The sequence below is a fragment of the Caproicibacterium sp. XB2 genome (assembly GCF_044880635.1).
GTDB lineage: Bacteria > Bacillota > Clostridia > Oscillospirales > Acutalibacteraceae > Caproicibacterium > Caproicibacterium lactatifermentans.
The window spans coordinates 1015864-1041638 of the sequence record NZ_CP173227.1; the positions used below are offsets into that span (position 1 = coordinate 1015864).

Consider the following 25775-nt stretch of genomic DNA (forward strand, 5'->3'; position numbering starts at 1 on the left):
ATCAGCGCTCCTCCTTTTCCAGTTCTTCCATTTCGGCCGGGTCACGTTCAAACAGGGCACGGGCAAAGTCATCTGCGTCAAATGGCTGCAGGTCGTCCAGCTGTTCCCCTACGCCGACAAACTTAACTGGAATGTCCAGCGCATCCTTAATAGCAAGCACAACACCGCCCTTTGCGGTGCCATCCAATTTCGTTAAAACAATACCGGTAATGCCGGCGGCATTTTTAAATTCCCGTGCTTGATTGACGCCATTCTGACCGGTTGTTGCGTCCAGCACCAGCAGAACCTCTTTGTCTGCATCCGGCAGTTCCCTATCTATGACACGGTTGATTTTTGCCAGCTCGTCCATTAGGTTCTTTTTGGTGTGCAGGCGACCAGCCGTGTCACAGATAATGACATCGTTGCCGCGGGATTTGGCGGCAGAAATGGTGTCAAATACAACGGCTGCCGGGTCACTGCCTTCACTTTGTGAAACCATATCACAGCCAGCGCGGTCCGCCCAAACCTGCAGTTGCTCGATTGCAGCTGCGCGGAAGGTATCCGCTGCTGCCAAGATAACCTTTTTCCCCTGTTTCTGCAGCAGAGCAGCCATCTTGCCGATGGTTGTAGTCTTGCCAACACCGTTGACGCCAATCACCAAAATGACTGACGGCTTTGTGGAAATGTGCAGTTCTTCTCCTCCCTGCAGCATTTCCGCTACCGTTTCACGCAGAAGGTCAAAAATGGCATTTGGGTCCTTGATGCCGCGTTCCTTTACTTTGCCGCGCAGGATATCACAGATATGCTCCGCTGTAGAAACACCGACATCGCCCATAACGAGCAGTTCCTCTAACTCCTCAAACAGGTCCTCATCAATGCGCGTAAAAGAGTGCAGCATACGGTGTAGAGAATCGCTCATGTTCCGGCGGGTTTTTTTTAGCCCAGCCTTAATTTTTAAAAACAGCCCCATGGAATGGCTCCTTCCCATAGAATTTACTTTTTATGATTATTCCGTTACACCACAAATATTCTATTTGCCGAAAACCGGGCAGTGTTACTCCTCATGGTCATGATTAAATGCCACAATTTCGTTTGGATGCAGCACCAGCACCTGACTGATACCTTCATCCTGCATGGTGACACCATACAGGGTATCCGCTTCTTCCATACAGCCCCGCCGGTGAGTAATAACGATGAACTGCGTATTTTGGGACATACGGCGAAGATAAGCCGCAAATCGGGAAACATTGACATCGTCCAGTGCCGCATCAATCTCGTCCAGCATACAAAACGGCGGCGGAGAAACTTTCATAATGGCAAAATACAGTGCAATTGCAACCAAAGCCTTTTCTCCGCCGGAAAGGCTTTCCAAATGGGAAACAATTTTTCCGGGCGGTTGTACCGTAATATCAATTCCAGAAGTAAGAATATCGTCTGGATTAGAAAGTTCCAAGCTGGCGGTTCCACCGCCAAAAAGCTCCCGAAATGTTTCTGTAAAGTTGCGCCGTATCTGTGAAAAACGCAGTGTAAACTGCTCCTGCATTTGGTGAGTTAGGTCCCGTATCAGCTGCCGCAGCTCGTCCCTGCTTTTTTCAACGTCCTCGATTTGTACGGAAAGAAATTCGTACCGTTTGCTGACTTCTTTATATTCTTCAATAGCTGCCACATTGACCGTTCCCAACGCGCGTATCAGGCCTTTCAGCTCATTTAAACGGCGCTGTGCCTGCGGCATATCCGCCTCCTGCAGCAACGGCGTACTTTTCTGTGCCTCCCGGCGTGTCAGTTCATACTCATCCCATAATTTGGCAGCAAGGCCGTCATACTGTCTCTGCAAATTTGTCCGGCGTTCTTCCAGTCGGGTAAGCTCGTGGCCAATGGTTTCTTTTTCATCGCTTTTGTTCCGCTGCTGCTGACGCAATCGTGTATCCTGCTGCTCCAGCTGCATACGGTGCTGGTTAATCTGTTCTATCATGCTGCTGCCCGCAGCAGCCTCTTTGTGCAGGTGGACAGCGGCTTCCCGTGCCGTGGCTGCTTTTTGCTGAGCCGAAACAATTAACGCTTTTTGTTCTCTGATTTCCATCTGCAGTGTGTCTGCCTGAGAGGTGCTCTCCTGTTGACGGATTTCTAACTGCTGCAGGGCTTCCTGCAGATTTTCACGGTCTTTGCGTACGGACAGCAGCTGCAGCCGCAGCTGCTGTAACTGAGCCGTACAGGATTCACTCTGCTGTTCCAAACTGCTGCAGCTGTCGGTCAATTCCTTTGCTTTTTGCCGCAAAGCCGCCATCTGTTCCGCAAAGAGGGACGACTGTTTTCTGGCCTCAGCCTGTTTTTGCTTTTGGTCCGACAGACGCTGTGAAACAGTTGCCTGTTCTGCCTTTAGTGAACATATGTCTTTCTGTACATTGGAAATATCTTTTTCAAGCTGTGTACAGTTTGCTTTCATGCGAATACAGTCTTCTTGCCGAGCAGCTAGGCCAGAGCGCAGCGCAGAAAGTTCTGCTTCCGCTGCGGCGTCCTTTTTCATGCAGTTTTGATATGCAGCCGCCGCCTTTTCTGCCTCGGCTGTCTGGGCCTGCGCTTTTTCACGCGTGCGCGCAATTTCACTGCGGCGGCTTAAAAGGCCGGAATTGCGTGCAAGGCTGCCGCCAGTCAGAGAGCCGCCGGTATTGACAACCTGCCCGTCCAGTGTAACCACACGGAACCGGTAATGAAACCGGCGTGCAATCTCCACGGCAGCGTCCAAATCCCGTGCGACCGCAATTCGGCCGAGCAGATTTTCCCTTACACCACGGTAGGTTGGCTCACTGGTACACAATTCACTGGCAACACCGACAAATCCCTCGCAGTCCTTAAGACTTGGTTCCTGCAGCACACGGCTGCGAAGATTACCAAGCGGTAAAAAGGTAGCACGGCCGGCATCCCGGTGCTTTAGCATGCGGATAGCATCTTTGGCATTCTGCTCCGTCTGCACAACAATGTGCTGCATGGAAGCACCCAGAGCGGTTTCCAGTGCAACTGTATACGCTGGCGGCACTGTAATCAGCCGGGAAACAGGGCCACAAATACCGGAAATCGTTCCCCGGGCAGAGGCCTGCATAATAACTTTTACACTCCTGCTGAAGCCCTCCATATTTTGTTCCAGCGATTCCAGCAAAGATGCGCGGCGGATACTTTCACGGGCATCTATCTGCAGACGGTCTGCTTTTTGTTTCTGGTTTTCGGTTTGTCGGCGGTGCTGCTGCAGCTGCTGGGTCCACTGTTGTTCAGAAATACGCATGTCCTGTATGCGTGCCTGCATATCCGCCAATGTTTGGCTGCTGTCCTTTCGAGAGTCCTGCAGCTTATTGAAAAGTTCCTCTTTGCCGCTGATTGTACTGGCCGCGTGAGAAACACGGACAGCAATTTCAGACATGGCAGAAGCGGCAGTCATTTCCGCTACCTTGCTTTCTGTTGCATGGGAAGCAAGCTGAGAAAGCTGCTGGGAAATGTCTTCAGCATCTGCAGAACTTGCACGAATCTTTGCACGCAGGGATTCCAGCTTTTTATTTACATCATCTTCTGACTGTAAAAGCTGTGTCTCCTGCTGATTCTGTTCCGTGATTTTTGCCGCTTTTTCAGCCGCTTCCTGCTGTAGATGTTCCCTGCCCTGTGACGCTGCGGCAAGCTCAGTCTCCAACCGGCCAACGGTTTCTCTCCCATGGCGCACGTCACTATCCAGCACTGCTGCTTCGCTGTCCTTTTGTGCAGCCGCTTCTTCTTTGCTACTGCTCTGTTGACGGACCTCATCAATCTGTGCTGCACAGCCAGTAATTTTCTGAAAGTTCTGCTCTGCCGCCCGATCCAGCGCGTTCAGCTCTTTTTCTGCTTTCTCCTGCTGCGTGCGAGCAAGCATAATTTTATCGTCATGAGTATGTAGCGCCTTATCGGACTGGTCCATCTGGCGCAGCCAAAACGCTATCTGCAAATCTTTCTTCTCATTTGAGTAGGTAACAAATTTCTGTGCCTTTTCGCTCTGTTCCTTTAATGGGCCCACACGGCCCTTCAGCTCTGCCAGAATATCGTTGAGCCGCACCAAATTATCCTCTGCTGCGCTCAGCTGGCGTTCGCTGTCTTCTTTACGGTAACGACAGCGGGAAATGCCCGCTGCTTCCTCAAAAATTTCACGCCGGTCCTCGCTTTTGGCAGAAACAATCGCATCTATTTTTCCCTGTCCAATAATCGAATAGCCGTCTCGACCAAGGCCAGTGTCCATAAACAGTTCGTTGATATCTTTCAGACGCATGGCCACATGGTTTAACAGGTACTCACTTTCACCGCTGCGGTAGTACCGCCGAGTAACCGCAACTTCATCTTTATCAAAAGCAAGGGCACGGTCCGTATTGTCAATGTTGAGTGTAACTTCGGCATACCCCTGCGCTTTTCGCTGCGGCGTGCCGTTAAAAATGACGTCCTCCATTTTGGTGCAGCGCAGAGTTCGGACGTTCTGTTCCCCCAGCACCCAGCGAACGGCATCGCTGAGGTTGCTTTTTCCGCTTCCATTCGGTCCAACAACCGCCGTAATACCATTTTGCAGCTGCAGGACTGTTTTGTCCGGAAAAGTCTTAAAGCCCTGAATTTCCAAGGAACGGATGCGCATACGTACAAGTCTCCTTTATCAAAATCGGGCCGGCGCTACCGGACAGGCAAAAGTTCTTGCCCGCAGTAACGCTAACCCGGTACCCCAGACGTTCCAAAGCAGAAAGATTCGCTTTTTTCTGTCCCTTTGCCTGCGAAAGATACCTTGCCGGCACGGTGAATTGATAATCACCGGCAGGCTGCCCGCGCAGAACTTCCTGCATACGCAAAAGCCAGCGGCGGCTTTCGCACAATTCACGAAATGCCGGGTGCCACGGTCCCGCTAGGCGGTCTTTTTCCAGCTCCGGTGAGGCGTGCAGTCCCAGCCGGATAACCTGAATTTTCCGCTCTTCAAAATACTGGAGCAGGCCTGTACATAAATCGACCGCTTCTTCCAGTGTCTGCGGCGTGTACTGCCCCTTTTGGTACCACTCGGCCATCTGTGTATGCGGCAGTACAATTGCCGGATAGATACGCACATCTTCTGCACCAAGTGCCGCAAAGCACCGAGCTGTATGCCAAGCGCCTGCAGGCGTATCGCCGGGTAGGCCGGTCATCATCTGCAGACCCAGCCGAATGCCGCGGGCCTTAATACGGTGGGAAGCATCTGCCACTTGCTCTACCGTATGGCCGCGGCCATTTTTTTGCAGGACCGCATTATCCATGCTTTGTGCACCCAGCTCTATGGTAGTGACACCATACGAGCAAAGTTCATCCAGAATGGCTTCATCCACAGCGTCCGGCCGGGTAGAAAGACGGATACCGGCAAAACGGCCGCTGCGTACATACGGCGCCGCCGCCTCCAAAAGGCTGCGGCGATATGTGCCTTCCACTGCAGTAAAACTGCCACCGAAAAATGCAATCTCCGCTTTGGCCGCAGCAGGCCCCAGAGAAGACAGAGCTGTTTCGGCAGCGTCTTGTACATCCTGCGGAGAGGGCAGCAAGGTTTTGCCGGTAATCAGCCGCTGGTCACAAAAACTGCAGCGGTGCGGGCAACCAACGTGCGGCACAAAGATAGCTACATTTGCGTGTTTCAATAGCCCATCAGTTCCAGTGCTTCCCGTGCCGCCTGCTGCTCCGCATCCTTTTTGGTGTGGCCGCCGCCCTTACCGATAACATTGCTGTTCAAGTGGACTTCCACCGTAAAATGCTTATCATGGTCAGGGCCGCTTTCACCGGTGAGGACATAGGTTAGCTTTTCGCCGGGGTTATGTTGAATGATTTCCTGCAGCTTTGTTTTATAGTCATGGAATGGTGCCTTGCTGTGCAGAGTTTTTAGGACCGGCAGCGTGAAACGCAGAATAAAGTCCTTTGCCTTAGAAAAACCGCCGTCCAAATAAATAGCAGCCGTGATGGACTCAAAGGCATCCGCCTGAATAGATGTGCGGGTACGGCCGCCGCTGTTCTGCTCGCCGTGGCTCAAACGCAGGTAAGCGCCCACGTCCATCTCCTTGGAAAAATCACAGCACGCCTGTTCACACACCAAAGCCGCGCGGGTTTTGGTCAGGCGGCCCTCCGGCCATTCCGGAAAATTGCGGTACAAATAATCCGCTACAACAAAGCCCAAAATACTGTCGCCCAAAAATTCCAGCCGTTCATTGCTGCCGCCGGGCGCGTGCGTTTCATTGGCAAAAGACGAGTGCGTCAGGGCATTCAGCAAAAGCTGTTTGTCTTGAAACGTATATCCCAGATTTTTTTCCAAACCGGACAGGTCCTTCATTCTGCCGTCCCCGCTTTCTGCTCTGCTTCCTTTTGCTGATAAGCTGCAACGCTCTTTGCAATTTCGTCAGGCACATTGCCCTCTACATAGGATTTTGTCAAACGCAGCGCATTATACAGTGTCTTTGCCGTAGCACTGCCGTGCGCCTTAAAGACGGGTTTCGCACAGCCCAACAGCGGCGCGCCGCCGTATTCATTATAATCCATTCGTTTTTTCAATGCTTTCAAGTCACCCAGCACCATAGAAGCCGCCAGCTTGTTTTTCATGTTTTTCGTCAATACACCCTTAAACAGGCCAAGGACCATCATGGAAACACCCTCAAAAGATTTGAGAAACACATTGCCGGAAAAGCCGTCCGCAACCAGAACATTGGCTACACCGTCCGGCACATCACGGGCTTCCACATTGCCAATGAAGTTGAGCGGGCTGTCCTTTAACAGAGCAAAAGCTCCGTGCTGCAGCTCGCCGCCCTTGTGCTCCTCTGTACCGACGTTTAATAAGCCGACACGCGGGCTTTCCACCTGCATCACACGCTTCATATATATGGAGCCCATAATGCCGAACTGCTTGAGCATTTCCGGTTTACAGTCCACATTGGCACCGGCATCTACCAGCATGAAAAATCCCTTTTTGCAGGGAATGACCGGCGCGAATGCAATTCGTTTTACGCCCTTAATACGCTTTACCAAAAAAGTAGCGCCAGCAGTAACGGCACCGCTGTTTCCAGCGGTGACAAAAGCATCGCCATTCCCTTTTGCCAGCAGCTGCAAGCCAACTGCCATGGAGGAATTTTTACCGGAACGCAGAATTTCCGTTCCAGCAGCGTTCATGTTCATCACATCCGGGCAGTCCACAATTTCCATGTGGTCCAGTGAAACGGTATTTTCACGAGCAACATGCGCAATGGTATCCTTGCGGCCGGTCAGGATAATGTCTACCCCCAGCTGTTGCACCGCCTGCGCACAGCCTTTTATAATCTCCAGCGGTGCATTGTCGCCGCCGAACGCGTCTACAATTATTTTCATATGAATTTTGCTGCCTCCTGTCCGATATTCAAAAAGCGGTCGGTCCCGCACTTAAATTTCTTCTGTTGGAGCACTCCAGCCGTTCTCCTGCTGAAAGGTCTGTAAATCCTGCAGGGCACGCTGCGAAATAGCCGCATAACGTTCCCGTTTGTCCCGAATGTGCGGTTCTATCGGCGGCATGACGCCGAAATTGGCACCCATCGGCTGATAGTCCCCTTCTCCGCCGAACTGCACCCAGCGGGCCAGCGCACCCGTCATGGTCGTTTTTGGCGGCGTCAGCAGCGGCAAACCCTGCTGCAGCCGCAGTGCGTTTCTTCCCGCCAGCAAGCCGGAAGAAGCTGACTCCATGTATCCCTCCACGCCGGTCATTTGGCCGGCGAAAAACAGGCGCGGTTCCTTTCGCAGCTGAAACGTGCTGTCCAGCACTTTGGGTGCATTTAAAAAGGTGTTGCGGTGCATAACGCCATAGCGGACAAACTCCGCATGAGAAAGGCCCGGAATCAGGCCAAACACACGTTTCTGCTCGCCAAACTTTAGGTTTGTTTGAAAGCCCACCAAATTAAACAGCGTTCCGGCAGCATCCTCCCGGCGAAGCTGCACAACGGCCCACGGCCGGTGTCCGGTATGTGGGTCCCGCAGGCCAACCGGCTTTAAGGGACCAAAGCGGATGGTGTCCGGTCCGCGCTGGGCCATAACCTCCACTGGCATACAGCCCTCATACACTTTGGGGTCCTGTACATCGCACCCATGCAGCGGCGCGCGCTCCGCGTGGAGCAGTTCCGTGTAGAATGTTTCATACTCTTCTTTATTCATGGGACAGTTCAGGTAGTCCTCACCGCTACCCTTATTGTATCGGGATGCCGCAAAAATACGGCTGCGGTCCAAACTTTCCGCTGTGACAATCGGTGCAGCGGCATCATAAAAGCGCAGGCATCCACCGCACAGACGGTCAATCTGGGCAGCCAGCGCCTCACTGGTCAAAGGGCCGGTGGCAACCACAACAATGCCATCTTTGGGGATTTCTGTACATTCTTTCTGTACACAGTGGATATGCGGATTGCTGCGGATTTTTTCCGTTACCATTGTCGAAAACTGCGCGCGGTCTACAGCCAGCGCGCCGCCAGCCGGTACACGCGTATGCCGGGCACACGACACCAATAGTGAGCCCATACGGTACATTTCCTCTTTCAGCAAGCCAGCGGCACTGTCTATGCGCTCCGCCTTTAAAGAATTGGAACAAATCAGTTCTGCAAAATTGGGGCTTTGATGGGCTGGCGTATACTTCTGCGGCTTCATCTCCACAAGCTGCACTTCACCGCCATTTTGCGCAATCTGCCACGCAGCCTCACATCCAGCAAGCCCCGCACCAATCACCGTTATTTCCATAGGATTCCTCACGCTTTTGTTTCCTCTTCCGGTGCCTGCTGCTCTTCATCTGAAAAATCGTCGCCGAGATGTTCATAACCACAGTCCGGCGTGACGCAGTAGTAGCGCGGGTTCTTGCCTTTTTTACGCAGCAGTGTTTTGCCGCAGCGCGGGCAAAGTTTCTCTGTCGGCTCATCCCATGAAACGAAGTCACACTTGGGATAGTTTTCACAGCCATAAAAGATGCGGCCTTTTTTGGTATGCTTGATGACAACATCACCGCCGCATTTGGGGCATTTGGCACCGTTTTTCTCTACATATTTTTTGATGTTTTTACATTCTGGATAGCCGGGGCAGGCAATAAATTTTCCATAGCGGCCCGTTTTGATAACCATGCGGCGGCCGCACTTTTCACAGATGATGTCTGTTTCATCCTCTTTCAGATGAATTTTGACATCCTTCATTTCCTCTTTTGCTTTTTTCAGTGCCTCAGCAAAATCGTCATAAAAATCATGTACGGCCTGCACCCATTCAACTTTGCCGTTCTGCACTTCATCCAGTTCGTTTTCCACCTGTGCCGTAAACTTAACATTTACCACCTTGGGGAAGCGTTCCTTCATCAGTTTGGTGACCACTTCGCCCAGTTCTGTGGGTTTCAATGCCTTGCCTTCCCGCACAACATATTCACGGTTCAAAATGGTACTAATGGTAGTAGCATAGGTACTAGGACGGCCAATTCCGTTTTCTTCCAGCGCCTTGATTAAGCTTGCTTCGGTATAGCGCGCCGGCGGCTGGGTAAAGTGCTGGTTCCCTGTGATTTCCTTGCAGCGCAGCGGCATATCCTTTTCCAGCGGAGGCAGCAGACCGCTGCTTTCCTTTTCGCCGTCATCTTTTCTCTCTTCGTACAAAACGGTATAGCCATCAAAGGTGACGGTATAGCCGCTCGCTTTAAACAGGTACTTGTCACCGGCAGTGATTTCGGCCCGTGTGGTGGCCTGCAGGCAGTTGCTCATCTGGCAGGCAAGGAAGCGCTCCCAAATAAGTTTGTACAGCTTATACTGGTCGTTGGAAAGGCTGCTCTTGATTTTTTCCGGGTCAAGGCTGGGAACGGTCGGGCGAATGGCTTCATGGCCGTCCTGTGCATTGGCCTTTGCCTTATAGTGGCGCGGCTTATCGGGCAGGTACTTGTCCCCCCAGCGCTCTTGAATGTACGCAGAGGCCGCCTGAATCGCATCCTCACTCAGGCGCAGAGAATCCGTACGCATATAAGTAATCAGGCCAACAGCCCCCATGCCCTCAATTTCAATGCCTTCGTATAGTTCCTGCGCGGCTGCCATGGTACGGCGGGCCGTAAAACCAAGCCGGCGGCTGGCTTCCTGCTGCAGTGTAGAAGTAATGAACGGCGGTGCCGGACTTTTGCGGCGTGTACCCTTCTTGATGCTTGTAACCACATAGTCCGCATCTTTCAGTTCGTCGAGGATAGCGTCTGCTTGTTCCTTGTTTTCGATTTTTAATTTGCCTTTTTGTCCGGCAAGGCCATACAGGCTGGCAATGAACTGCCGGCGGGACGTTCCCTTTGCCGGGACAAACTTGCCGTCAATGCTCCAATATTCTTCTGGCTTGAATGCTTTGATTTCCTCTTCACGGTCTACAATGATGCGTACGGCCACGCTCTGCACACGGCCACCAGAAAGGCCGCGGCGTATTTTTTGGGACAGGAAGGGGCTGAGTTTGTATCCCACCAGCCGGTCCAAAATGCGGCGGGCCTGCTGTGCGTTGACCAAGTCCATATCAATGGTACGCGGATTTTCCATACCATTCTTGATACCGGTGTGGGTAATTTCGTTAAAAGTAACACGGTTGGTGTCATTTACGTCCAAACCGAGGATATAAGCAAGATGCCACGAAATGGCTTCTCCTTCGCGGTCAGGGTCCGTTGCCAGCAGTACACTGTCGCTTTTGGCAGCTTTCTTTTTCAGGTCCTCCACCAGTTTTTCTTTACCCTTGATAATGGAATACTGGGGTTTAAAATTATCATTTACTTTGACACTCAGGCGGCTTTTTGGCAGGTCCCTGACATGTCCCATAGAAGCGACGACTGTATAGCCATCACCTAAATATTTCTGAATGGTCTTTGCTTTTGCGGGTGACTCCACAATAACAAGCTTTGACACAGGAACACCTCATTTCACGGTATTTGACAGACCGAATGGCATAACACAAAGCAAAATGTCCGTATTTTTCCCTGCTGCCTCCGGTACAACAATTCATTGTACCCAAAGTGCTGTAAAAATGCAATGTTTTATTCGGCAGGAAGGGGACAATTTTCTGTAAAAATATAGATTTATCATAGTATTTATTCCATTATAGGATTTTCTACATGGCAGCATACCGCTGGCCCGCGCTGGCCTGTGCAAGACCAGCAAGCTCCAACTCCGTTGCAGCAGACAGAAGTTTTCCCGGCTGCATACCAGTACAGGCACAAAGTTCATCGATGGGCTTTGGCTGTGCCGAAAGGACCTGGTATAATGTTCGTGCTTCCTGCGAAAGTTTCGGCGGCGGTTCTCTTTTGGGCAGCTGTTTCGGTTCTGGAATAGGCTCCGGAAAAACATTAACACCTGGGTCCTGCGGGATGCGAATTCGATATTTTCCCTCATAACAACGCAGGACATCCAGCGCACAGGTTGCCGGTGCACAGCCCTGCTGCAAAAGGGCATTGGTTCCTCTTGCCTTTGGATTCTGTACGCTGCCCGGAACCGCAAAGACGTCTCGTCCCTGGTCACCTGCACAATCGGCAGTAATCATCGCACCGCTTTTAATAGGAGCTTCTATGACAACCGTGGCAGCACACAAACCGGAAATAATCCGGTTACGAATAGGAAAATTGGAAGCCATCGGCTGTGTACCGGGCGGATATTCGGACACCAGCGCACCATCCACCGCAACCGCTTCCCGCAGGGAAGCATTCGTTAACAGATAGTCCGTATCAATGCCGCAGCCCAGCACACAAATACTGCGGCCGCCGGCTTCAACCGCGCCGCGGTGTGCCTGTGTATCAATCCCCAATGCACCGCCGCTGACGACAATTACACCGGCTTTCGCAAGCTCATAAGACATGGTGTGCGCAATGCTGCACCCACTGTGGGTAGCCTTGCGGGTACCCACCATAGCAATAGACAGCATGAAGTCAACCGGCGGCAGCGTTCCCTTCACATACAGCACGCAGGGATAATTGTGTATTTCCCGCAGGCACTGCGGATAAGCACCCATATCTGGTGTCAGCACACGCTGTCCCAGCTTCTCTGCATACTCCAGCTGTGCCTGTGCCTGCTCCAGCGAAAAGCTCTGCAGACGCAGAATTTCCCGTTTCGTAAAATAACCATCCAGCCGCCAGCCTTCAGTACCAGCACGATAAAAATCTTCAATAGAAGCATACGTTTCAAAAATACGGCGGTGTTTGGAAGCACCGGGACCAAGTCCATGCTGCAGCCAAATCCACCACGCACGCTCATCCATTGTTCCGCCCCCTGCCACGCATCATTTCCCACATTAAAATGGACGCACTGGCGGAAGCGTTCAGTGACTCCGCTCTGCCAAGCATGGGAATGGTCACTCGGCGGCTGCAGGCAGCCACTGTTTCCGGCAAAAGGCCATTTCCTTCGTTGCCGACAGCCATAATGACCGGTACGGAAAAATCCACTTTAGTCACTTTTTCTGCATTGGTATCCGGCACTGCTGCCATTGTCTGCCAGCCGGCCTGATGAAACAGCGGGGCTGCAGCCGCAAAGGAAGAAAAATGCACCAGCGGCAAGCGAAACGCTGCACCCATGCCGCCGCGCAGAGCTTTCGGAGAAAAGGGATCACAGCATTGTCCACACAGCAAAACACAGTTAATACCGAGGGCCTCTGCTGTACGCAGCACGGTACCCAGATTGGCAGGGTCCTGCAGCTGTTCCAATGCTAAACAAGCCCCTGCAGCTGGGCGATGCAGAAAACTTTCCGGTGTGGTATCGGCTGTATTTGGGAACGCACAAACACAGAAAATCTCCTGGCTGTTTCGAGTATCAGCTAACAGCTGTGCAACGGACGGTTCCAGAAGATATTCCTTTCCTGCCGTATGCTGTCGGATGGTATCTAGGTACTGTGGATATTTCTGCAGTGCTTTCTGTGTGTAAAAAAAAGAGCGGATAGAAATGCCGCTTTCGGCAGCATCCGCGCACAGACGGGCCCCCTCACACAAAAAAGCCTGTTGTTTCCGGCGTGCTGACGCACTGCGCAGGGCTGCCACGGCACGAACCGTTTCGTTGCGGCGGCTGGTAATATGTTCCATATTTTTCCCTCCTTATGCCGTACAAACGGGTAAAAAATATGCGTCCGGTTTTTCCCCGGACGCAAAAAAGATTTCTTTACAGTGCTGCCTTTGCCTGTGCAACAAGTCCCTTAAATGCTGCTTCGTCGCTGATAGCAATTTCAGAAAGCATCTTGCGGTTCAGGGTAACACCGGCTTTTTTCAGGCCATTCATGAAAGTGGAATAGGTCATGCCGTCAGCACGGCAGGCTGCGGATATACGAGTAATCCACAGACGGCGGAAGTCACGCTTACGGGCTTTACGACCAGCAAAAGCATAGTTGCCGGACTTCATGAGGGCTTCTTTAGCCATCTTAAAGTGACGGCTCTTGCTGCCCCAGTAGCCTTTAGCCAGTTTCAGAACTTTCTTTCTTCTTTTACGCGTAGCGAGTGCGCCTTTAACTCTTGCCATTTTATTATACCTCCAAATACGTGGAAATCATCAGTTTACCAAAGCAGAACGGAAGCTTATTTGTAAGGAATCAGGCGCTTCACGTGTGCTGTGTTGGTCTTGTCAGCTACGCAGGTGCCGCGCATGCTGCGCTTATACTTTGCACCCTTGTCATGACCGTTCAGAAAGTGGCCCATGTTTGCGTGGGCACGGATGACTTTTCCGTTTTTAGAGAGTTTGAAGCGCTTCTTTGCGCCGGAATGCGTTTTGATCTTAGGCATAATAAGGATCCTCCTTAATTTTCCAGGGTAATTCCCTTTTACTCAGCTTTTTTTGCCTTACCAGCAAACTTTTTCGCGGCATTTTCAGCAGGCTTAGCACCAGGACGGGCAACCGGCCGAACAGCAAGGAACATCAGCATATTACGGCCTTCTAACTTTGCGGGCTTTTCAACAACAGCGTATTCGTTCAGCGCTTCGGCGAATTTTTTCATAATGGTATAGCCCTGCTCCGGATGGCCCATTTCACGGCCACGGAAGCGAATGGAAGCCTTTACTTTGTTACCCTCTTTTAAGAAACGGATAGCATGATTCAGCTTGGTTTCAAAGTCATGGGTGTCGATATTTAAAGACAGGCGTACCTCTTTAATTTCGACAATATGCTGATTTTTACGTGATTCTTTTTCCCGCTTTGCCTGTTCAAAGCGGTATTTTCCGTAGTCAATTACCTTGCAGACAGGTGGTTTTGCCTGTGGGGCAATTTTGACCAGATCCAGATCTTTGGAGTAGGCCAGCTGCCGCGCCTGTGCGGCCGGCATAATACCCAGCTGATGGCCCTCCGCGTCTACTACACGGACCTCCCGGTCACGGATATCATCATTGATCTGCAGTTCCCTGTTGCTAATTGTTAAGCACCTCCACAAAAAGTTTGTCAGAATAAACAACGCGCAAGCAGAAATTTCCGCCCGCGCGCAACACAACAATCCCCAAAAGGTTAGGATCATAATATTGACCCAAGACGGACGGCACCGCTTAGGTGTGGGCATAACTACCCCGCTTTGTTTTGACTGTATTATTATAACACAACGGCGCAGTTTGTCAAGCCCTACTTCCGCTTTTTCTATCAACGCGTACATATATGTATTTTTCGCAATATCTGCATAAAAATTCCATTTGATGGTTCTATTCTTTGTGAATGGATTGACAAGCAGACGCTTTTTGTGGATAATAGAAAGCAGTATTTGTTGCTTTCATCCGGTATAACGCACATGACAAAACTAAAGATTTGTCCTGCTGCACTTTTTGCGGCCATGCTGCCTGTACATTTTCATCTATTCTATCTATCCATATATATTATAAAGGGTTAAGGGTTATAGAATAGAAAAAATAGGCAGCCAGAAAAGGGTGCAGCAGCAAAGGGGGATTTTTACACATGGGTCTGACCATTGCACAAAAAATCATTAAAAGTCATCTGGTGTCCGGCAACATGACTGTCAGCAGCGACATCGGGCTACATATTGACCAGACACTGACACAGGACGCAACCGGAACCATGGCATATCTGGAATTTGAGGCAATGGGGATTGACCGCGTCAAAACCGAAAAAAGTGTTGCCTATATTGACCACAATACCCTGCAAACCGGTTTTGAAAACGCGGATGACCATCGCTTTATTCAGACAACCGCCCAAAAACACGGCATCTGGTTTTCACGCCCGGGCAACGGTATTTGTCACCAGGTACACTTGGAACGCTTTGGTGTCCCCGGAAAAACACTGATTGGCTCGGACAGCCACACCCCCACCGGCGGCGGCATTGGCATGCTGGCCATTGGTGCCGGCGGATTGGACGTAGCGGTCGCCATGGGTGGCGGTGCCTATCATATCAATATGCCAAAAATGCTGCGCGTCAATCTGACCGGAAAACTGCCCGCATGGGTCAGCGCCAAGGATATTATTCTGAAAGTGCTGCAGGTTCTGACCGTAAAAGGCGGCGTTGGCAAAATTGTAGAATATGCCGGTGAGGGCGTTTCCACCCTAACCGTTCCGGAACGTGCAACCATTACAAATATGGGTGCAGAACTGGGTGCTACCACCAGCATCTTCCCCAGCGATGAAGTGACACGTGAATTTTTGGCGGCACAAGGCCGTGATGCGGACTGGAAGCCACTTGCCTCGGATCCGGACGCTGTGTATGATGAGGAGATTACGATTGACCTCTCCTCCCTGGAACCAATGGCAGCCTGCCCACACAGTCCGGACAACGTGCGCACTGTGCGCGAACTGGCCGGCATGAAAATTGACCAGGTCTGCATCGGCTCCTGCACCAATTCTTCCTATCTGGATATGATGCGTGTTGCTTCTATATTAAAAGGAAAAACCGTTGCGAACAACGTAAGTCTTGCGATTGCTCCCGGCAGCAAGCAGGTCTACAATATGCTGGCAAAGAACGGCGCGCTGGGCGACATCATCGGCGCGGGCGCACGCGTACTGGAGTGTGCCTGCGGACCGTGCATTGGCATGGGGCAGTCCCCCAACAGTGCTGGAATTTCCCTGCGTACATTCAACCGCAATTTTGAAGGCCGCAGCGGTACGAAAGACGGCCAGATTTATCTGGTCAGCCCGGAAACCGCGGCAGCCAGTGCTCTGGCCGGCGTGATGACGGACCCGCGGACACTCGGTGCGGAAAATGCCATTGCACTGCCAAAGACATTCCTCATTAACGACAATATGGTTATTGCCCCTGCTTCTCCGGAAGAAGCAAAAAATGTGGAAGTTCTGCGTGGACCAAACATCAAGCCGTTTCCGTCTACCACAGCGCTGGCACCTTCTATAGAGGCCAAGGCACTGCTGAAAGTCGGCGACAATATTACAACTGACCATATTATGCCGGCCGGTGCAAAAATTCTTCCTTATCGCAGCAATATTCCGCGTCTGTCTGATTTCTGCTTTACGGTATGTGACCCAGATTTTCCGGAGCGTGCCCGCAAGTATAAAAAGGGCATTATCGTCGGCGGACATAACTATGGCCAGGGTTCCTCCCGTGAACACGCCGCTTTGGTTCCCCTGTACCTCGGCATTAAGGCAGTACTGGTCAAGAGCTTTGCCCGCATCCACTGTGCTAACCTCGTGAATGCCGGAATTGTGCCGCTGGTGTTTCAGAACCAGAACGATTACGACCAGATAGACCAGATGGACGAGCTTTCTCTGCCGAATATCCGCGCCGAGTTGGAAAGCGGCCTGCCCGTAACGGTAAAGAATGAAACCAAAGGATTTGCTTTCCACGCGGACTCCCCTCTGACGGACCGCCAGAGGAAGATGATTCTGGCCGGTGGCCTGCTTAACTATACGAAAGCAAAACATCATTCTGTATGAATGTACAGAAATCGTATTCCCAGCGCGGCGGCCTTTCTGCCAGCACCATCAAGTGGTTTGCTGTTTTTTGTATGGCCATTGACCATATTGCGTGGGCCTTTGTCCCAACGTTTTCTGCTGTGGGAATTGTCATGCACGCTTTCGGCCGCATTACGGCCCCGTGTATGTGCTTTTTTCTGACGGAAGGATATGTTCATACGCATGACATTCGCCGTTATCTGCTGCGAATGGGCATTTTTGCGCTGCTCTCGTGGCCGTGCTTTGTGTTCTTTGAGCGTGGCCCCGGCATATGGGCGCTGGAGCCCGGCATGATTTGGTCACTGTTCTTTTCCCTGCTGGCCATTACAGCCGTTGACCGGCTGAAGGGACCTGTCCCTAAAATGCTGGCTGTCGCAGGCTGTATGCTGGCTACCCTAGTGGGCGACTGGCCTTTGTTCTGTGTTGCCTTTACACTGGTATTTTGGCTGGAACGCGGGCAGTTTTACAGGCAGGCAGCCGGCTTTGCCGCAGCCGCTGTATTGATGGCGCTCTTTTATGCCAGTGATAACGCCACACAGGCGGTTTCACCGCGCTGGTTTTTTCTACAGCTCTGCGTACTGCTGGCTCTGTTCCCGCTTTCCCGTTACAACGGAACCCGCGGCGATGAGCGGCACCCGAAATGCAGCAAATGGGGATTTTACATTTTTTACCCGGCACATCTTTTCCTGCTGGGTATCCTTCGGTACTTTGTATTTGTATAAATGATAAGAAGTGAAAAGACAGACACAGCATCTGCCCGGGAGGTACTTATGGAAAAAATCCAGATGAAAACGCCGCTGGTCGAAATGGACGGCGATGAAATGACCCGCATCCTGTGGAAACTGATTAAACAGATTCTTTTGGAACCATATATTGACCTAAAAACTGATTATTACGACCTTGGCCTGAAGCATCGCGACGAAACAGAAGATAAGGTAACGGTGGACGCCGCAGAAGCTACTAAAAAATACGGTGTCGGCGTAAAGTGTGCCACCATTACCCCGAACTCTGCCCGTATGAAAGAATACAATCTGCACCAGATGTGGAAAAGCCCAAACGGTACCATTCGGGCAATTCTGGATGGCACTGTGTTCCGCGCACCGGTTTTGGTAAAAGGTGTAACGCCATTTATTCCAACCTGGAAAAGGCCCATCACGATTGCACGTCATGCCTATGGTGACCTATACAAGAATGTGGAGCTATCCGTTCCGGCCGGTGCCAAAGCAGAACTGGTTGTAACCGATAAAGACGGCAAAGAAACACGCCGGACCATTCACGACTTTGACGGCGCCGGTATCGTACAGGGACTGCATAATTTGGACGGGTCTATTGCTTCCTTTGCGCAGGCGTGCTTTAACTATGCACTTGCTACACATCAGGACCTGTGGTTCGCTGCAAAAGATACCATCTCTAAAATTTATGACCATCGCTTCAAGGACATTTTCCAGGAAATTTATGAGAAAGAATATCAGAAGAAATTTGAAAAAGCGGGCATCACCTATTTCTATACATTGATCGATGATGCTGTGGCACGTGTCATCCGCAGTAACGGCGGCTTCATCTGGGCCTGCAAAAACTATGACGGCGACGTAATGAGCGACATGGTCGCTACTGCTTTTGGCAGCCTTGCCATGATGACCAGCGTGCTGGTTTCCCCCACCGGTGAATATGAGTATGAAGCAGCACACGGCACGGTACAGCGTCACTATTATAAATATTTGAAAGGTGAACCGACCAGCACCAACAGCATTGCTACCCTGTTTGCATGGACAGGTGCCCTGCGCAAGCGCGGTGAGCTGGACTGTCTGCCGAACCTGATGAGTTTTGCCGGCAAACTGGAAAAGGCCGCTATACAGACGATTGAAGACGGTATTATGACCGGCGATATGTATCGGCTTTCTACCCTGCGCAACAAGAAAAAGGTTGGCACAGAGGAATTCCTTCAGGAAATCAATGTCCATCTGCAGGAATTGCTGCAGGCATAATGAAACAGAACTTTTATTTTTGACGACTGCGGCCGTCTGCGGAAAGAAGGTGTATGCAATATGCCAAAGCGTTCTAAAATTTCTATGTCTGTTATCCGACGTCTCCCGCGGTATTATCGCTTTTTGAACCAGTTGGACCAGGACGGCGTAACTCGTATTTCTTCAACAGAGCTATCCGCTCGGCTCGGTTTGACCGCCTCACAGATTCGTCAGGACCTGAACTGCTTCGGTGGCTTTGGACAGCAGGGCTATGGCTATATGGTGCACCAGCTCGCCGGAGAGATAGGCCACATTCTGGGGGTAGAACATCGCTACCGTACAGTGATTTTCGGTGCCGGCAATATCGGGCACGCCATTGCTGCCCAGATGGACTTTGGAGAACTCGGATTTCAGTTGATTGGTATCTTTGATAATGACCCGCAGAAAATAGGCACTGTACTTCACGGCATAGAAGTAATGGACCTTGTTTGGTTCCAGGATTTCTACAAGAAGTATGTGCCGGAAATGGCCGCACTGTGTATTCCCCGTTCTGCCATAGAGGAAACCGTCAGCTTTCTGTACGGTCTGGGAATTCGCAATTACTGGAATTTCAGTCACTACGATATTTCCATGAAATATCCGGATGCTGTGGTGGAAAATGTTCACCTGAACGACAGTCTGCTGACACTGTGCTATGAAATCAGCCATCATGACAAAGCGAAAAAGCCCGTAGCATTGCTAAAGCACGAAAAATAACAAAAATAAAGCATAAGGAAACGGCCGGTACAGAGGAAAATTCTTCTGTACCGGCCGTTCTGTATAAAATGTAGTTGTATAAACGTTTATGCGTCCTTATGGTTGTTAGTATGATGATATTCCTTCGCCGCAGCTACCAAGCCCTTAAAGAGCGGATGCGGGCGGTTTGGGCGGGACTTGAACTCCGGATGGAACTGGCTGCCGATGAAAAATGGATGCGAATCAATCTCCATCATTTCCACAATACGGTCGTCCGGACTCTTTCCGCAGAATGTAATGCCTGCTTCTTCCATACGGGTACGGTAATCGTTGTTGACCTCAAAGCGGTGACGGTGACGTTCGTAAATCAGCGGCACATTGTCATACAGCTTCGCAGCCAGTGTACTGGGTGTCAGCTTGCAGGGATATTTGCCAAGACGCATGGTACCGCCAAGCTGTTCCACATCTTTCTGCTCCGGCATCAGGTCAATAACATGGTTCTGGCTCTGCGGGTCAAACTCGGCAGAATTTGCGTCGGCAATGCCCATAACATCACGGGCATATTCCACAATACTCAACTGCATACCCAGGCAGATGCCAAGGAACGGCACATTGTTTTCACGTGCCCAGCGAATAGCAACAATCATACCCTCGATACCGCGCTCGCCAAATCCACCCGGCACCAGCACGCCGTCTGCATCTTTCAGCGTCTGCGCTACATTGTCCTCAGTAATTTTTTCGGAGTCAATCCAGAGGATATTCACCTTGACCTTGTTGCCAATTCCGCCGTGTGTCAGCGCTTCTGCAACGCTTAAATAAGCATCACGCAGTTCCACATACTTGCCGACCAGCGCAATGTTAATGCTGTCCGTCAGGGAAAGTGCTGTATGCACCATGCTAATCCAATCCGAAAGGTCTGGGCCGCGGGTGTCCAGCGACAGGCGGCGGCAGACGATATCGTCAAGTTTCTCTTCATGCAATGCCAGCGGTACTTCGTACAGCAGTGGCAAATCCAAATTTTCAATAACACAGTCCTCACGGACATTGCAGAACAAAGCAATCTTCTGTTTAATATCATCGCCAATGGGGTGCTCGGAACGCAGGACGATAACGTCAGGCTGAATGCCGATAGACAAAAGTTCCTTAACGCTGTGCTGTGTTGGTTTGGATTTATGCTCATGGGAACAGTTCAGATACGGAACCAGTGTTACATGGATAAACAAGCAGTTTTCACGGCCGACTTCCGTTGCAAACTGCCGAATAGCCTCCAGAAACGGCTGGCTTTCAATATCGCCGACAGTACCGCCGATTTCTACAATCGCTACATCTACATTGTCGCGGCTGGCCGCAATGCGCTCCTTAATCTCATTGGTAATATGCGGAATGACCTGTACGGTGCCGCCGCCGTAGTCGCCATTGCGCTCTTTCTGAATGACATTGTAGTAAACACGTCCAGAGGTAACATTGCTGTTCTGTGTGAGGCTTTCGTCAATAAAGCGCTCATAATGGCCGAGGTCAAGGTCTGTTTCCGCTCCGTCATCTGTTACAAAGACCTCGCCGTGCTGAAAAGGATTCATTGTGCCAGGGTCCACATTTAGGTACGGGTCAAACTTCTGCATGGTCACACGCAGGCCGCGTGCCTTTAGCAGACGGCCCAGAGAGGCCGCCGTGATTCCTTTGCCCAGTCCCGAAACGACGCCACCTGTGACAAAAATATACTTTGCTCCCATAATGTCCTCCATCCGTATTGATTTGCGCTTTCGCCAGGATTCGATAAAAAACAATAACTTATAAATTATATCGCTATGCGGGCCCGCTTGTCAAGGTAAAAAAGGAACAAGCCTGCCCGCTGCACAAAAAAGGCGCAGCCGGGAAAATCTCCCGGCCGCGTCGCTGCGGTTTTCTTACAAAACAGCGTCCAGCATTTTGCGGTAATCGTCAATGGGGAACGCACCGACACGGCTGTCCGCAGGTGCACCATCCCGAAAAACATATACGGTTGGAATACTCATGATGTTGTACTTTTCGGCCAGTTTCTGATTCTGGTCAACATCCACTTTCATTACGGTGACGCGGCCGCTGTACTCTTGGGCCAGCTGCTCAATCGTAGGGGCCAGCATCCGGCACGGACCACACCATGTAGCCCAGAAATCGCACAGAACCACTTTATTCTCTTTCAGGGTTTTGTCAAAGGAAGCCTCATCTGCATGAATGACATCTGCCATTATTCTTACCGTCCTTTCCATTTGTACTGTTAGTTTATCAGAATAACCGGATTTTATGAAAAATTCATTCCGGCTGAATTGATTTATTGATAGGCTTCTAGCGAAGCTTTGATGATTTTAATCGCGGTTGTCGGTTTATCGCTGCTGTCCACTGGAGCAGCGGCAATCTTGTCTACCACATCCATACCGTCATACACCTGCGCAAAAACGGAATGGCCGCGCGGCGGCGTAAAGGCGTTGTAGGCACCATCCAAATTTGGGTTTCCACCCTGCTTCTGATACAGTGCCTTGTAGGCGCTTGTCAGCTTATTTGTATTCAAAATAGTGTACTGTGTCTGGGCAATTTGCGGCCACTGGCTCTTGTCATAAGACTGCAGCTGCTGGTATACAGAAGCCGCCTGCTGCCATGTGCTTTCGTTGACTGGTCCGGCCTGGTTAATGAAAAACTGGCTGCCATTTGTGTTGTATCCGCCGTTCGCCATGGCAACTGAGCCGCGCAGGTTGACTAAGTTGGCATTAAACTCATCTTCAAACGTACCGCCCCATACGCTTTTGCCGCCGGTGCCGTCCCCTTTGGGATCACCGGTCTGAACCATAAAATCTTTTATCACACGGTGAAAGGTCAAGCCATTGTAGTACCCCTTTTGAATGAGACCCTCAAAATTTTGTACGGTCTTAGGTGCTGCCTGCGGGAATAAGCGCAGGCGGATCGTCCCCATGGAAGTCTGCAAAACGGCTACTTTCTCCCCTGCCGTTGGTTTTTCCAGTTGGTAACCCAGCTGCTTGCCATCATTTGGCTGCACAGCACTGATGCCGGAAGAAGTGCTTTGGCTGGACAATGCCTGTGAGGAAGCCGCATCCGAGGATGCTGAACTGCCGCAGCCCGCCGCAGAAAGTGCAAACAGCAGCGCCATTATGCCGCAGGCAAAACGCTTTTTTATCTGCATGAAATCTATCATCTTCTCTTTCCTATATTGTCAGAAAGGCGACTATATTGGCCGCTGTCCTGCAATGAAATCCATTTTACAAAATTATCCGAAAAAAAGCAAGCCCTGTCCGCTGGAATTCGCGGACTTTCTGCCGCATATAAGTAAAAGACAGCAGCAAAAAAGGAGGTAGTCTAATGTTTGGATATGAACCCGAGGGCTGGCGGATAAACCGAGTGGAAAATCGTGCAGCGCTGCACAGTCCGGCAGCACTGGAACGGGCAAAGCAGACCGGGCAGATACTGGAGGGACGCGCTGTACTGTGTGACAGCAGGCACAACCTGATGGTGGACTTGGGCTGTATGCAGGGAATGATTCCTCGTGAGGAGGGCGCCCTCGGCATTCGGGAGGGCACCGTAAGGGATATTGCGCTGCTTTCACGAGTAAATCGGCCGGTGTGTTTTACCGTCACCGGTTTTTCTGGTGAGGGCAGCAACAGCACAGCGCTGCTCTCTCGCCGCGCCGCACAGGAAGCCTGCTGGCAGAATTATCTTTCCCACCTTGTCCCGGGTGATGTACTGGACGCACGTGTAACACATCTGGAATCTTTCGGTGCTTTTGCGGACATCGGCTGCGGCGTAGTGGCGCTTATGCCAATAGATACCATCAGCGTTTCACGTATTGACCACCCGCGGGAACGTTTTTCTACCGGTATGGATATTCGTGCGGTTGTGCGCAGTATCGAGGGCAGACGTGTCACGCTGACACAGCGGGAACTGCTGGGTACATGGGAGGAAAACGCAGCACACTTTCATAGCGGTGAAACCGTCGGTGGAATCATACGCAGTGTAGAGCCATACGGCATTTTTGTGGAACTTGCCCCAAACCTTGCGGGATTGGCTGAATGCCGTGAAAATGTAAGCAGCAGCCAACAGGCAAGCGTGTACATTAAAAGCATTCTTCCCGCACGCATGAAAGTAAAGCTGGTCATCATTGATACGTTTGAAAATACACAAAAGCCAAAGCCGCCGCATTATTACTTCACCGACAGCCACATGGACCGCTTTCTGTACTCGCCACCGACGTGCAGCCGCGTTATTGAAACAGTATTCACTGAAAAAAATGAATAAAGGTCTTTACTGCTGCCGCATAGGTGCCAGCGCGCTGTTTACTAGCTGGGCACGCCGTGCCTGACGTCCATGCGGGTCCAGCGGCTTTCCCGCACGCAGTGCCATAGTAGCGGGCTGAACGGCGAAAAGCAGGCTGTCCAGCTGTTCCGGACGCAGGCCGTGCAGCAGGCCCGCGCACAGTCCCATCCGCACATTGGCGTACAGTTTTAGGAATTCACTAAATTCCAGCATACGCGCGCTGGACAGCACCGCAAACGAACGGGAAACAGCGTCCTGTGCTTCCATTGTCTTCAGCAGTTCTGTACGCGCACGGCGTTCCCGGTCCACCAGCTGTGCACCGATTGCCAGAAGGTTTTGCACCGCATTCTTTTCGCTGATTCCCAGTGTAATACGGTTAGTCAGTTCATAAATCGCACAGGTAGGCTCAACAGCACCGTCCACAATTCCCCGCAGAGAAAAGCCCAGTTGGGCAACATCATTGGAAAGACGCTCCGCTGCGCCGCCCTGCTGCAGGGCTGGCAAGTGCAGCAGCAGCGAGGGAATCATTCCGGTGCCCAAATCTGTTAGGTTCTGTGTCAGATAGCCAATGTCACGGTGAAAAGCAAAACGCAGATAACGGTCCAGCATGGTGTCAAGCGCGTCCGCACCGGACAGCGCCTGGCCCAGCTGGCTTCCCGGAAGGACAAGCTGGGTATGCACATGGTCACTGCCGTTTACCATAATGCTGATGCTCTCATCTGCCGTATAAAACAAAACATGGCCAACCGGATTGGCGATAAAATCCGGTGTACACAGCTGCCGCTCAACGAACGAAACGGCTGTGCTTTCATCACATTCCTCCATATCTGCGCACAGAAAAGTATGCTGTGCCGCGGGGTGCAGACGTGACAAGGCAGTTTCCATACGCAGGCGGCTGCGCTCCATATCTGAACGGGACATACGCGAGGGGAACGGCAGGTCTGCCATGTTGCGTACCAAACAGACCTTGGCTGCCAGCACCACATCGTTGTCTGGTCCGGCATTTTCATACCATTTATGGTTCATTTATCTGTTCCTCCCCCCAAACGGCGCAGGCTTTCCTGCAGCTGCCGTGTCTGGCATTCTTTTTTCTCCTGCTCCACAGCCTGCCGCAGAACCTCCTGCATTTCGACCATCTGGCTTTGCGGCTGTGGCTGCGGCAGATTTTCACCCGGCATTTTCCCGCAGTGAATATCACTGCCATACAGACGCTGGATAATCGGCAGCAGCCGGTCCTCAAACGCTTCATAGCAATGCGCACAGCCCACTTTACCCGTGCGGGCAATATCCTCGAAGGCAGCACCGCACCATGGGCAGCGCTCTTCACTCGGTTCGTTAGTATCCTCATCCCACAAAAAGTCGCTGAGGATGCTGCCAAAGCCGCGGTCAAGGCCGCTGAGGAGGGTAACATACCCCAACCGGCGGGCACACGCCGCACATAGGGCATATTCCGTAAGCCTGCCGTTTACAATCGTCTTCACTTTTGTTGTTGCGGGATTTTCCCCGCAGGACTGGCAGATCATAGCTTTCTCTCCTTTGCAGACGCACAGGTCTGATGAATTTGTCTCTGTTTTTATTATACCACAGATAGAGGCCACAGTCAGGAAAAAGGACCCGCGTAAAAGCTTTCACACAAACCACAGCAGTGCAATATACTGGATTGTAACAACAAATAAGGAGGCAATTCAATATGTGTAACTGTAGCAACAATTCTAACAACTGTTCCTGTATTGTTCTGATCATCATTCTTCTGCTGTTCTGCTGCGGCGGCTGGGGCTCCGGTGGCGGCTGTGGTTCCGGTGGCGGCTGTGGTTCCGGTGGTAGTGGCGGCTGTGGCGACAACTGTGGCTGCAACAATAACTGCTGCTAATAAACCCTTTTTCCAAATAGTCCGGTAATCAGAAGAGGGCTGTGGGAAATCTCCCACAGCCCTCTTCTTTGTTTG

General features: G+C 51.4%; 23 protein-coding genes. 6 read left to right on the plus strand and 17 right to left on the minus strand.

The annotated features are described in order from the left end of the window. Nucleotide 1: 1 nt before the first annotated feature. The 12 genes from ftsY to infC all read right to left on the minus strand — a co-directional run bounded on the left by ftsY (nucleotide 2) and on the right by infC (nucleotide 14364). On the minus strand, nucleotides 2-949 hold the full coding sequence (gene ftsY / locus ACIHKT_RS04920; RefSeq protein ID WP_174193110.1) for a signal recognition particle-docking protein FtsY: 948 nt from the start codon (nucleotides 947-949) through the stop codon (nucleotides 2-4). 84 nt (nucleotides 950-1033) lie between these two features. Beyond that, a complete protein-coding gene (gene smc, locus ACIHKT_RS04925; RefSeq protein WP_404351757.1) occupies nucleotides 1034-4615 on the minus strand; it encodes a chromosome segregation protein SMC in 3582 nt (1193 codons plus the stop codon). Continuing rightward, nucleotides 4581-5630 carry an elongator complex protein 3 gene (locus tag ACIHKT_RS04930; protein ID WP_086035818.1) on the minus strand — a complete coding sequence of 350 codons (1050 nt, stop codon included), beginning with the start codon at nucleotides 5628-5630 and terminating at the stop codon, nucleotides 4581-4583. Before ACIHKT_RS04930 ends, smc begins: the two co-directional genes overlap by 35 nt. Further along, on the minus strand, nucleotides 5627-6313 hold the full coding sequence (rnc, locus tag ACIHKT_RS04935) for a ribonuclease III (protein ID WP_086035819.1): 687 nt from the start codon (nucleotides 6311-6313) through the stop codon (nucleotides 5627-5629). The genes ACIHKT_RS04930 and rnc overlap by 4 nt, the downstream gene beginning before the upstream one ends. Beyond that, a complete protein-coding gene (gene plsX, locus ACIHKT_RS04940) occupies nucleotides 6310-7338 on the minus strand; it encodes a phosphate acyltransferase PlsX (protein ID WP_086035820.1) in 1029 nt (342 codons plus the stop codon). Before plsX ends, rnc begins: the two co-directional genes overlap by 4 nt. Before the next feature lie 51 nt (nucleotides 7339-7389). Then, entirely contained in the window at nucleotides 7390-8724 is a 1335-nt protein-coding gene (gene trmFO / locus ACIHKT_RS04945; RefSeq protein ID WP_086035821.1) for a methylenetetrahydrofolate--tRNA-(uracil(54)-C(5))-methyltransferase (FADH(2)-oxidizing) TrmFO, read from the minus strand. Nucleotides 8725-8732: 8 nt separating this feature from the next. Beyond that, nucleotides 8733-10877 (minus strand): type I DNA topoisomerase, encoded by a 2145-nt coding sequence (gene topA, locus ACIHKT_RS04950; protein ID WP_086035822.1) that lies wholly within the window; start codon nucleotides 10875-10877, stop codon nucleotides 8733-8735. Between the two features lie 202 nt (nucleotides 10878-11079). Beyond that, nucleotides 11080-12219, minus strand: coding sequence for a DNA-processing protein DprA (dprA, locus tag ACIHKT_RS04955; protein WP_086035823.1), 1140 nt, complete (start codon nucleotides 12217-12219; stop codon nucleotides 11080-11082). Beyond that, nucleotides 12212-13033, minus strand: coding sequence for a TrmH family RNA methyltransferase (locus ACIHKT_RS04960; RefSeq protein WP_086035824.1), 822 nt, complete (start codon nucleotides 13031-13033; stop codon nucleotides 12212-12214). Before ACIHKT_RS04960 ends, dprA begins: the two co-directional genes overlap by 8 nt. 76 nt (nucleotides 13034-13109) lie before the next feature. Next, on the minus strand, nucleotides 13110-13463 hold the full coding sequence (rplT, locus tag ACIHKT_RS04965) for a 50S ribosomal protein L20 (RefSeq protein WP_086035825.1): 354 nt from the start codon (nucleotides 13461-13463) through the stop codon (nucleotides 13110-13112). Between the two features lie 56 nt (nucleotides 13464-13519). Continuing rightward, nucleotides 13520-13723 (minus strand): 50S ribosomal protein L35, encoded by a 204-nt coding sequence (gene rpmI / locus ACIHKT_RS04970; RefSeq protein WP_086035826.1) that lies wholly within the window; start codon nucleotides 13721-13723, stop codon nucleotides 13520-13522. Between the two features lie 38 nt (nucleotides 13724-13761). After that, complete coding sequence (infC, locus tag ACIHKT_RS04975) at nucleotides 13762-14364, minus strand: translation initiation factor IF-3 (protein WP_236849740.1); 603 nt, start codon at nucleotides 14362-14364, stop codon at nucleotides 13762-13764. A gap of 509 nt (nucleotides 14365-14873) precedes the next feature. Here infC and ACIHKT_RS04980 point away from each other — a divergent pair. From ACIHKT_RS04980 to ACIHKT_RS04995, 4 genes are read left to right on the plus strand one after another with little or no spacing between them, the layout of a single operon-like run. Further along, nucleotides 14874-16814 carry an aconitate hydratase gene (locus ACIHKT_RS04980; protein WP_086035827.1) on the plus strand — a complete coding sequence of 647 codons (1941 nt, stop codon included), beginning with the start codon at nucleotides 14874-14876 and terminating at the stop codon, nucleotides 16812-16814. Next, complete coding sequence (locus ACIHKT_RS04985; protein ID WP_086035828.1) at nucleotides 16811-17554, plus strand: TraX family protein; 744 nt, start codon at nucleotides 16811-16813, stop codon at nucleotides 17552-17554. Before ACIHKT_RS04980 ends, ACIHKT_RS04985 begins: the two co-directional genes overlap by 4 nt. A 48-nt stretch (nucleotides 17555-17602) precedes the next feature. After that, nucleotides 17603-18817 carry an NADP-dependent isocitrate dehydrogenase gene (locus ACIHKT_RS04990; protein ID WP_086035829.1) on the plus strand — a complete coding sequence of 405 codons (1215 nt, stop codon included), beginning with the start codon at nucleotides 17603-17605 and terminating at the stop codon, nucleotides 18815-18817. A gap of 60 nt (nucleotides 18818-18877) precedes the next feature. Beyond that, nucleotides 18878-19552, plus strand: coding sequence for a redox-sensing transcriptional repressor Rex (locus ACIHKT_RS04995; RefSeq protein WP_086035830.1), 675 nt, complete (start codon nucleotides 18878-18880; stop codon nucleotides 19550-19552). Between the two features lie 86 nt (nucleotides 19553-19638). Here ACIHKT_RS04995 and ACIHKT_RS05000 read toward each other — a convergent pair whose 3' ends face one another. The 3 genes from ACIHKT_RS05000 to ACIHKT_RS05010 form a co-directional block, all read right to left on the minus strand. After that, complete coding sequence (locus ACIHKT_RS05000) at nucleotides 19639-21261, minus strand: CTP synthase (RefSeq protein ID WP_086035831.1); 1623 nt, start codon at nucleotides 21259-21261, stop codon at nucleotides 19639-19641. Nucleotides 21262-21435: 174 nt separating this feature from the next. After that, complete coding sequence (gene trxA / locus ACIHKT_RS05005) at nucleotides 21436-21777, minus strand: thioredoxin (protein WP_338031369.1); 342 nt, start codon at nucleotides 21775-21777, stop codon at nucleotides 21436-21438. A 62-nt stretch (nucleotides 21778-21839) separates the two neighbouring features. Next, the gene (locus ACIHKT_RS05010; RefSeq protein ID WP_404351770.1) at nucleotides 21840-22703 is read right to left on the minus strand and encodes a peptidylprolyl isomerase; all 864 of its coding nucleotides are present in this window, start codon (nucleotides 22701-22703) and stop codon (nucleotides 21840-21842) included. Nucleotides 22704-22879: 176 nt separating this feature from the next. On the opposite strand from ACIHKT_RS05010, the gene ACIHKT_RS05015 reads away from it, so the two are divergent. Then, entirely contained in the window at nucleotides 22880-23812 is a 933-nt protein-coding gene (locus tag ACIHKT_RS05015) for a S1 RNA-binding domain-containing protein (RefSeq protein WP_086035833.1), read from the plus strand. A gap of 6 nt (nucleotides 23813-23818) precedes the next feature. Here ACIHKT_RS05015 and ACIHKT_RS05020 read toward each other — a convergent pair whose 3' ends face one another. Together ACIHKT_RS05020 and ACIHKT_RS05025 are read right to left on the minus strand one after the other, a co-directional pair. Continuing rightward, nucleotides 23819-24856 carry a hypothetical protein gene (locus ACIHKT_RS05020; protein WP_086035834.1) on the minus strand — a complete coding sequence of 346 codons (1038 nt, stop codon included), beginning with the start codon at nucleotides 24854-24856 and terminating at the stop codon, nucleotides 23819-23821. After that, nucleotides 24853-25353, minus strand: coding sequence for a hypothetical protein (locus tag ACIHKT_RS05025; protein ID WP_086035835.1), 501 nt, complete (start codon nucleotides 25351-25353; stop codon nucleotides 24853-24855). Before ACIHKT_RS05025 ends, ACIHKT_RS05020 begins: the two co-directional genes overlap by 4 nt. 167 nt (nucleotides 25354-25520) lie before the next feature. Between ACIHKT_RS05025 and ACIHKT_RS05030 the strand changes: the two genes are divergently transcribed. After that, entirely contained in the window at nucleotides 25521-25700 is a 180-nt protein-coding gene (locus ACIHKT_RS05030) for a hypothetical protein (protein ID WP_404351775.1), read from the plus strand. Nucleotides 25701-25775 lie beyond the last annotated feature (75 nt).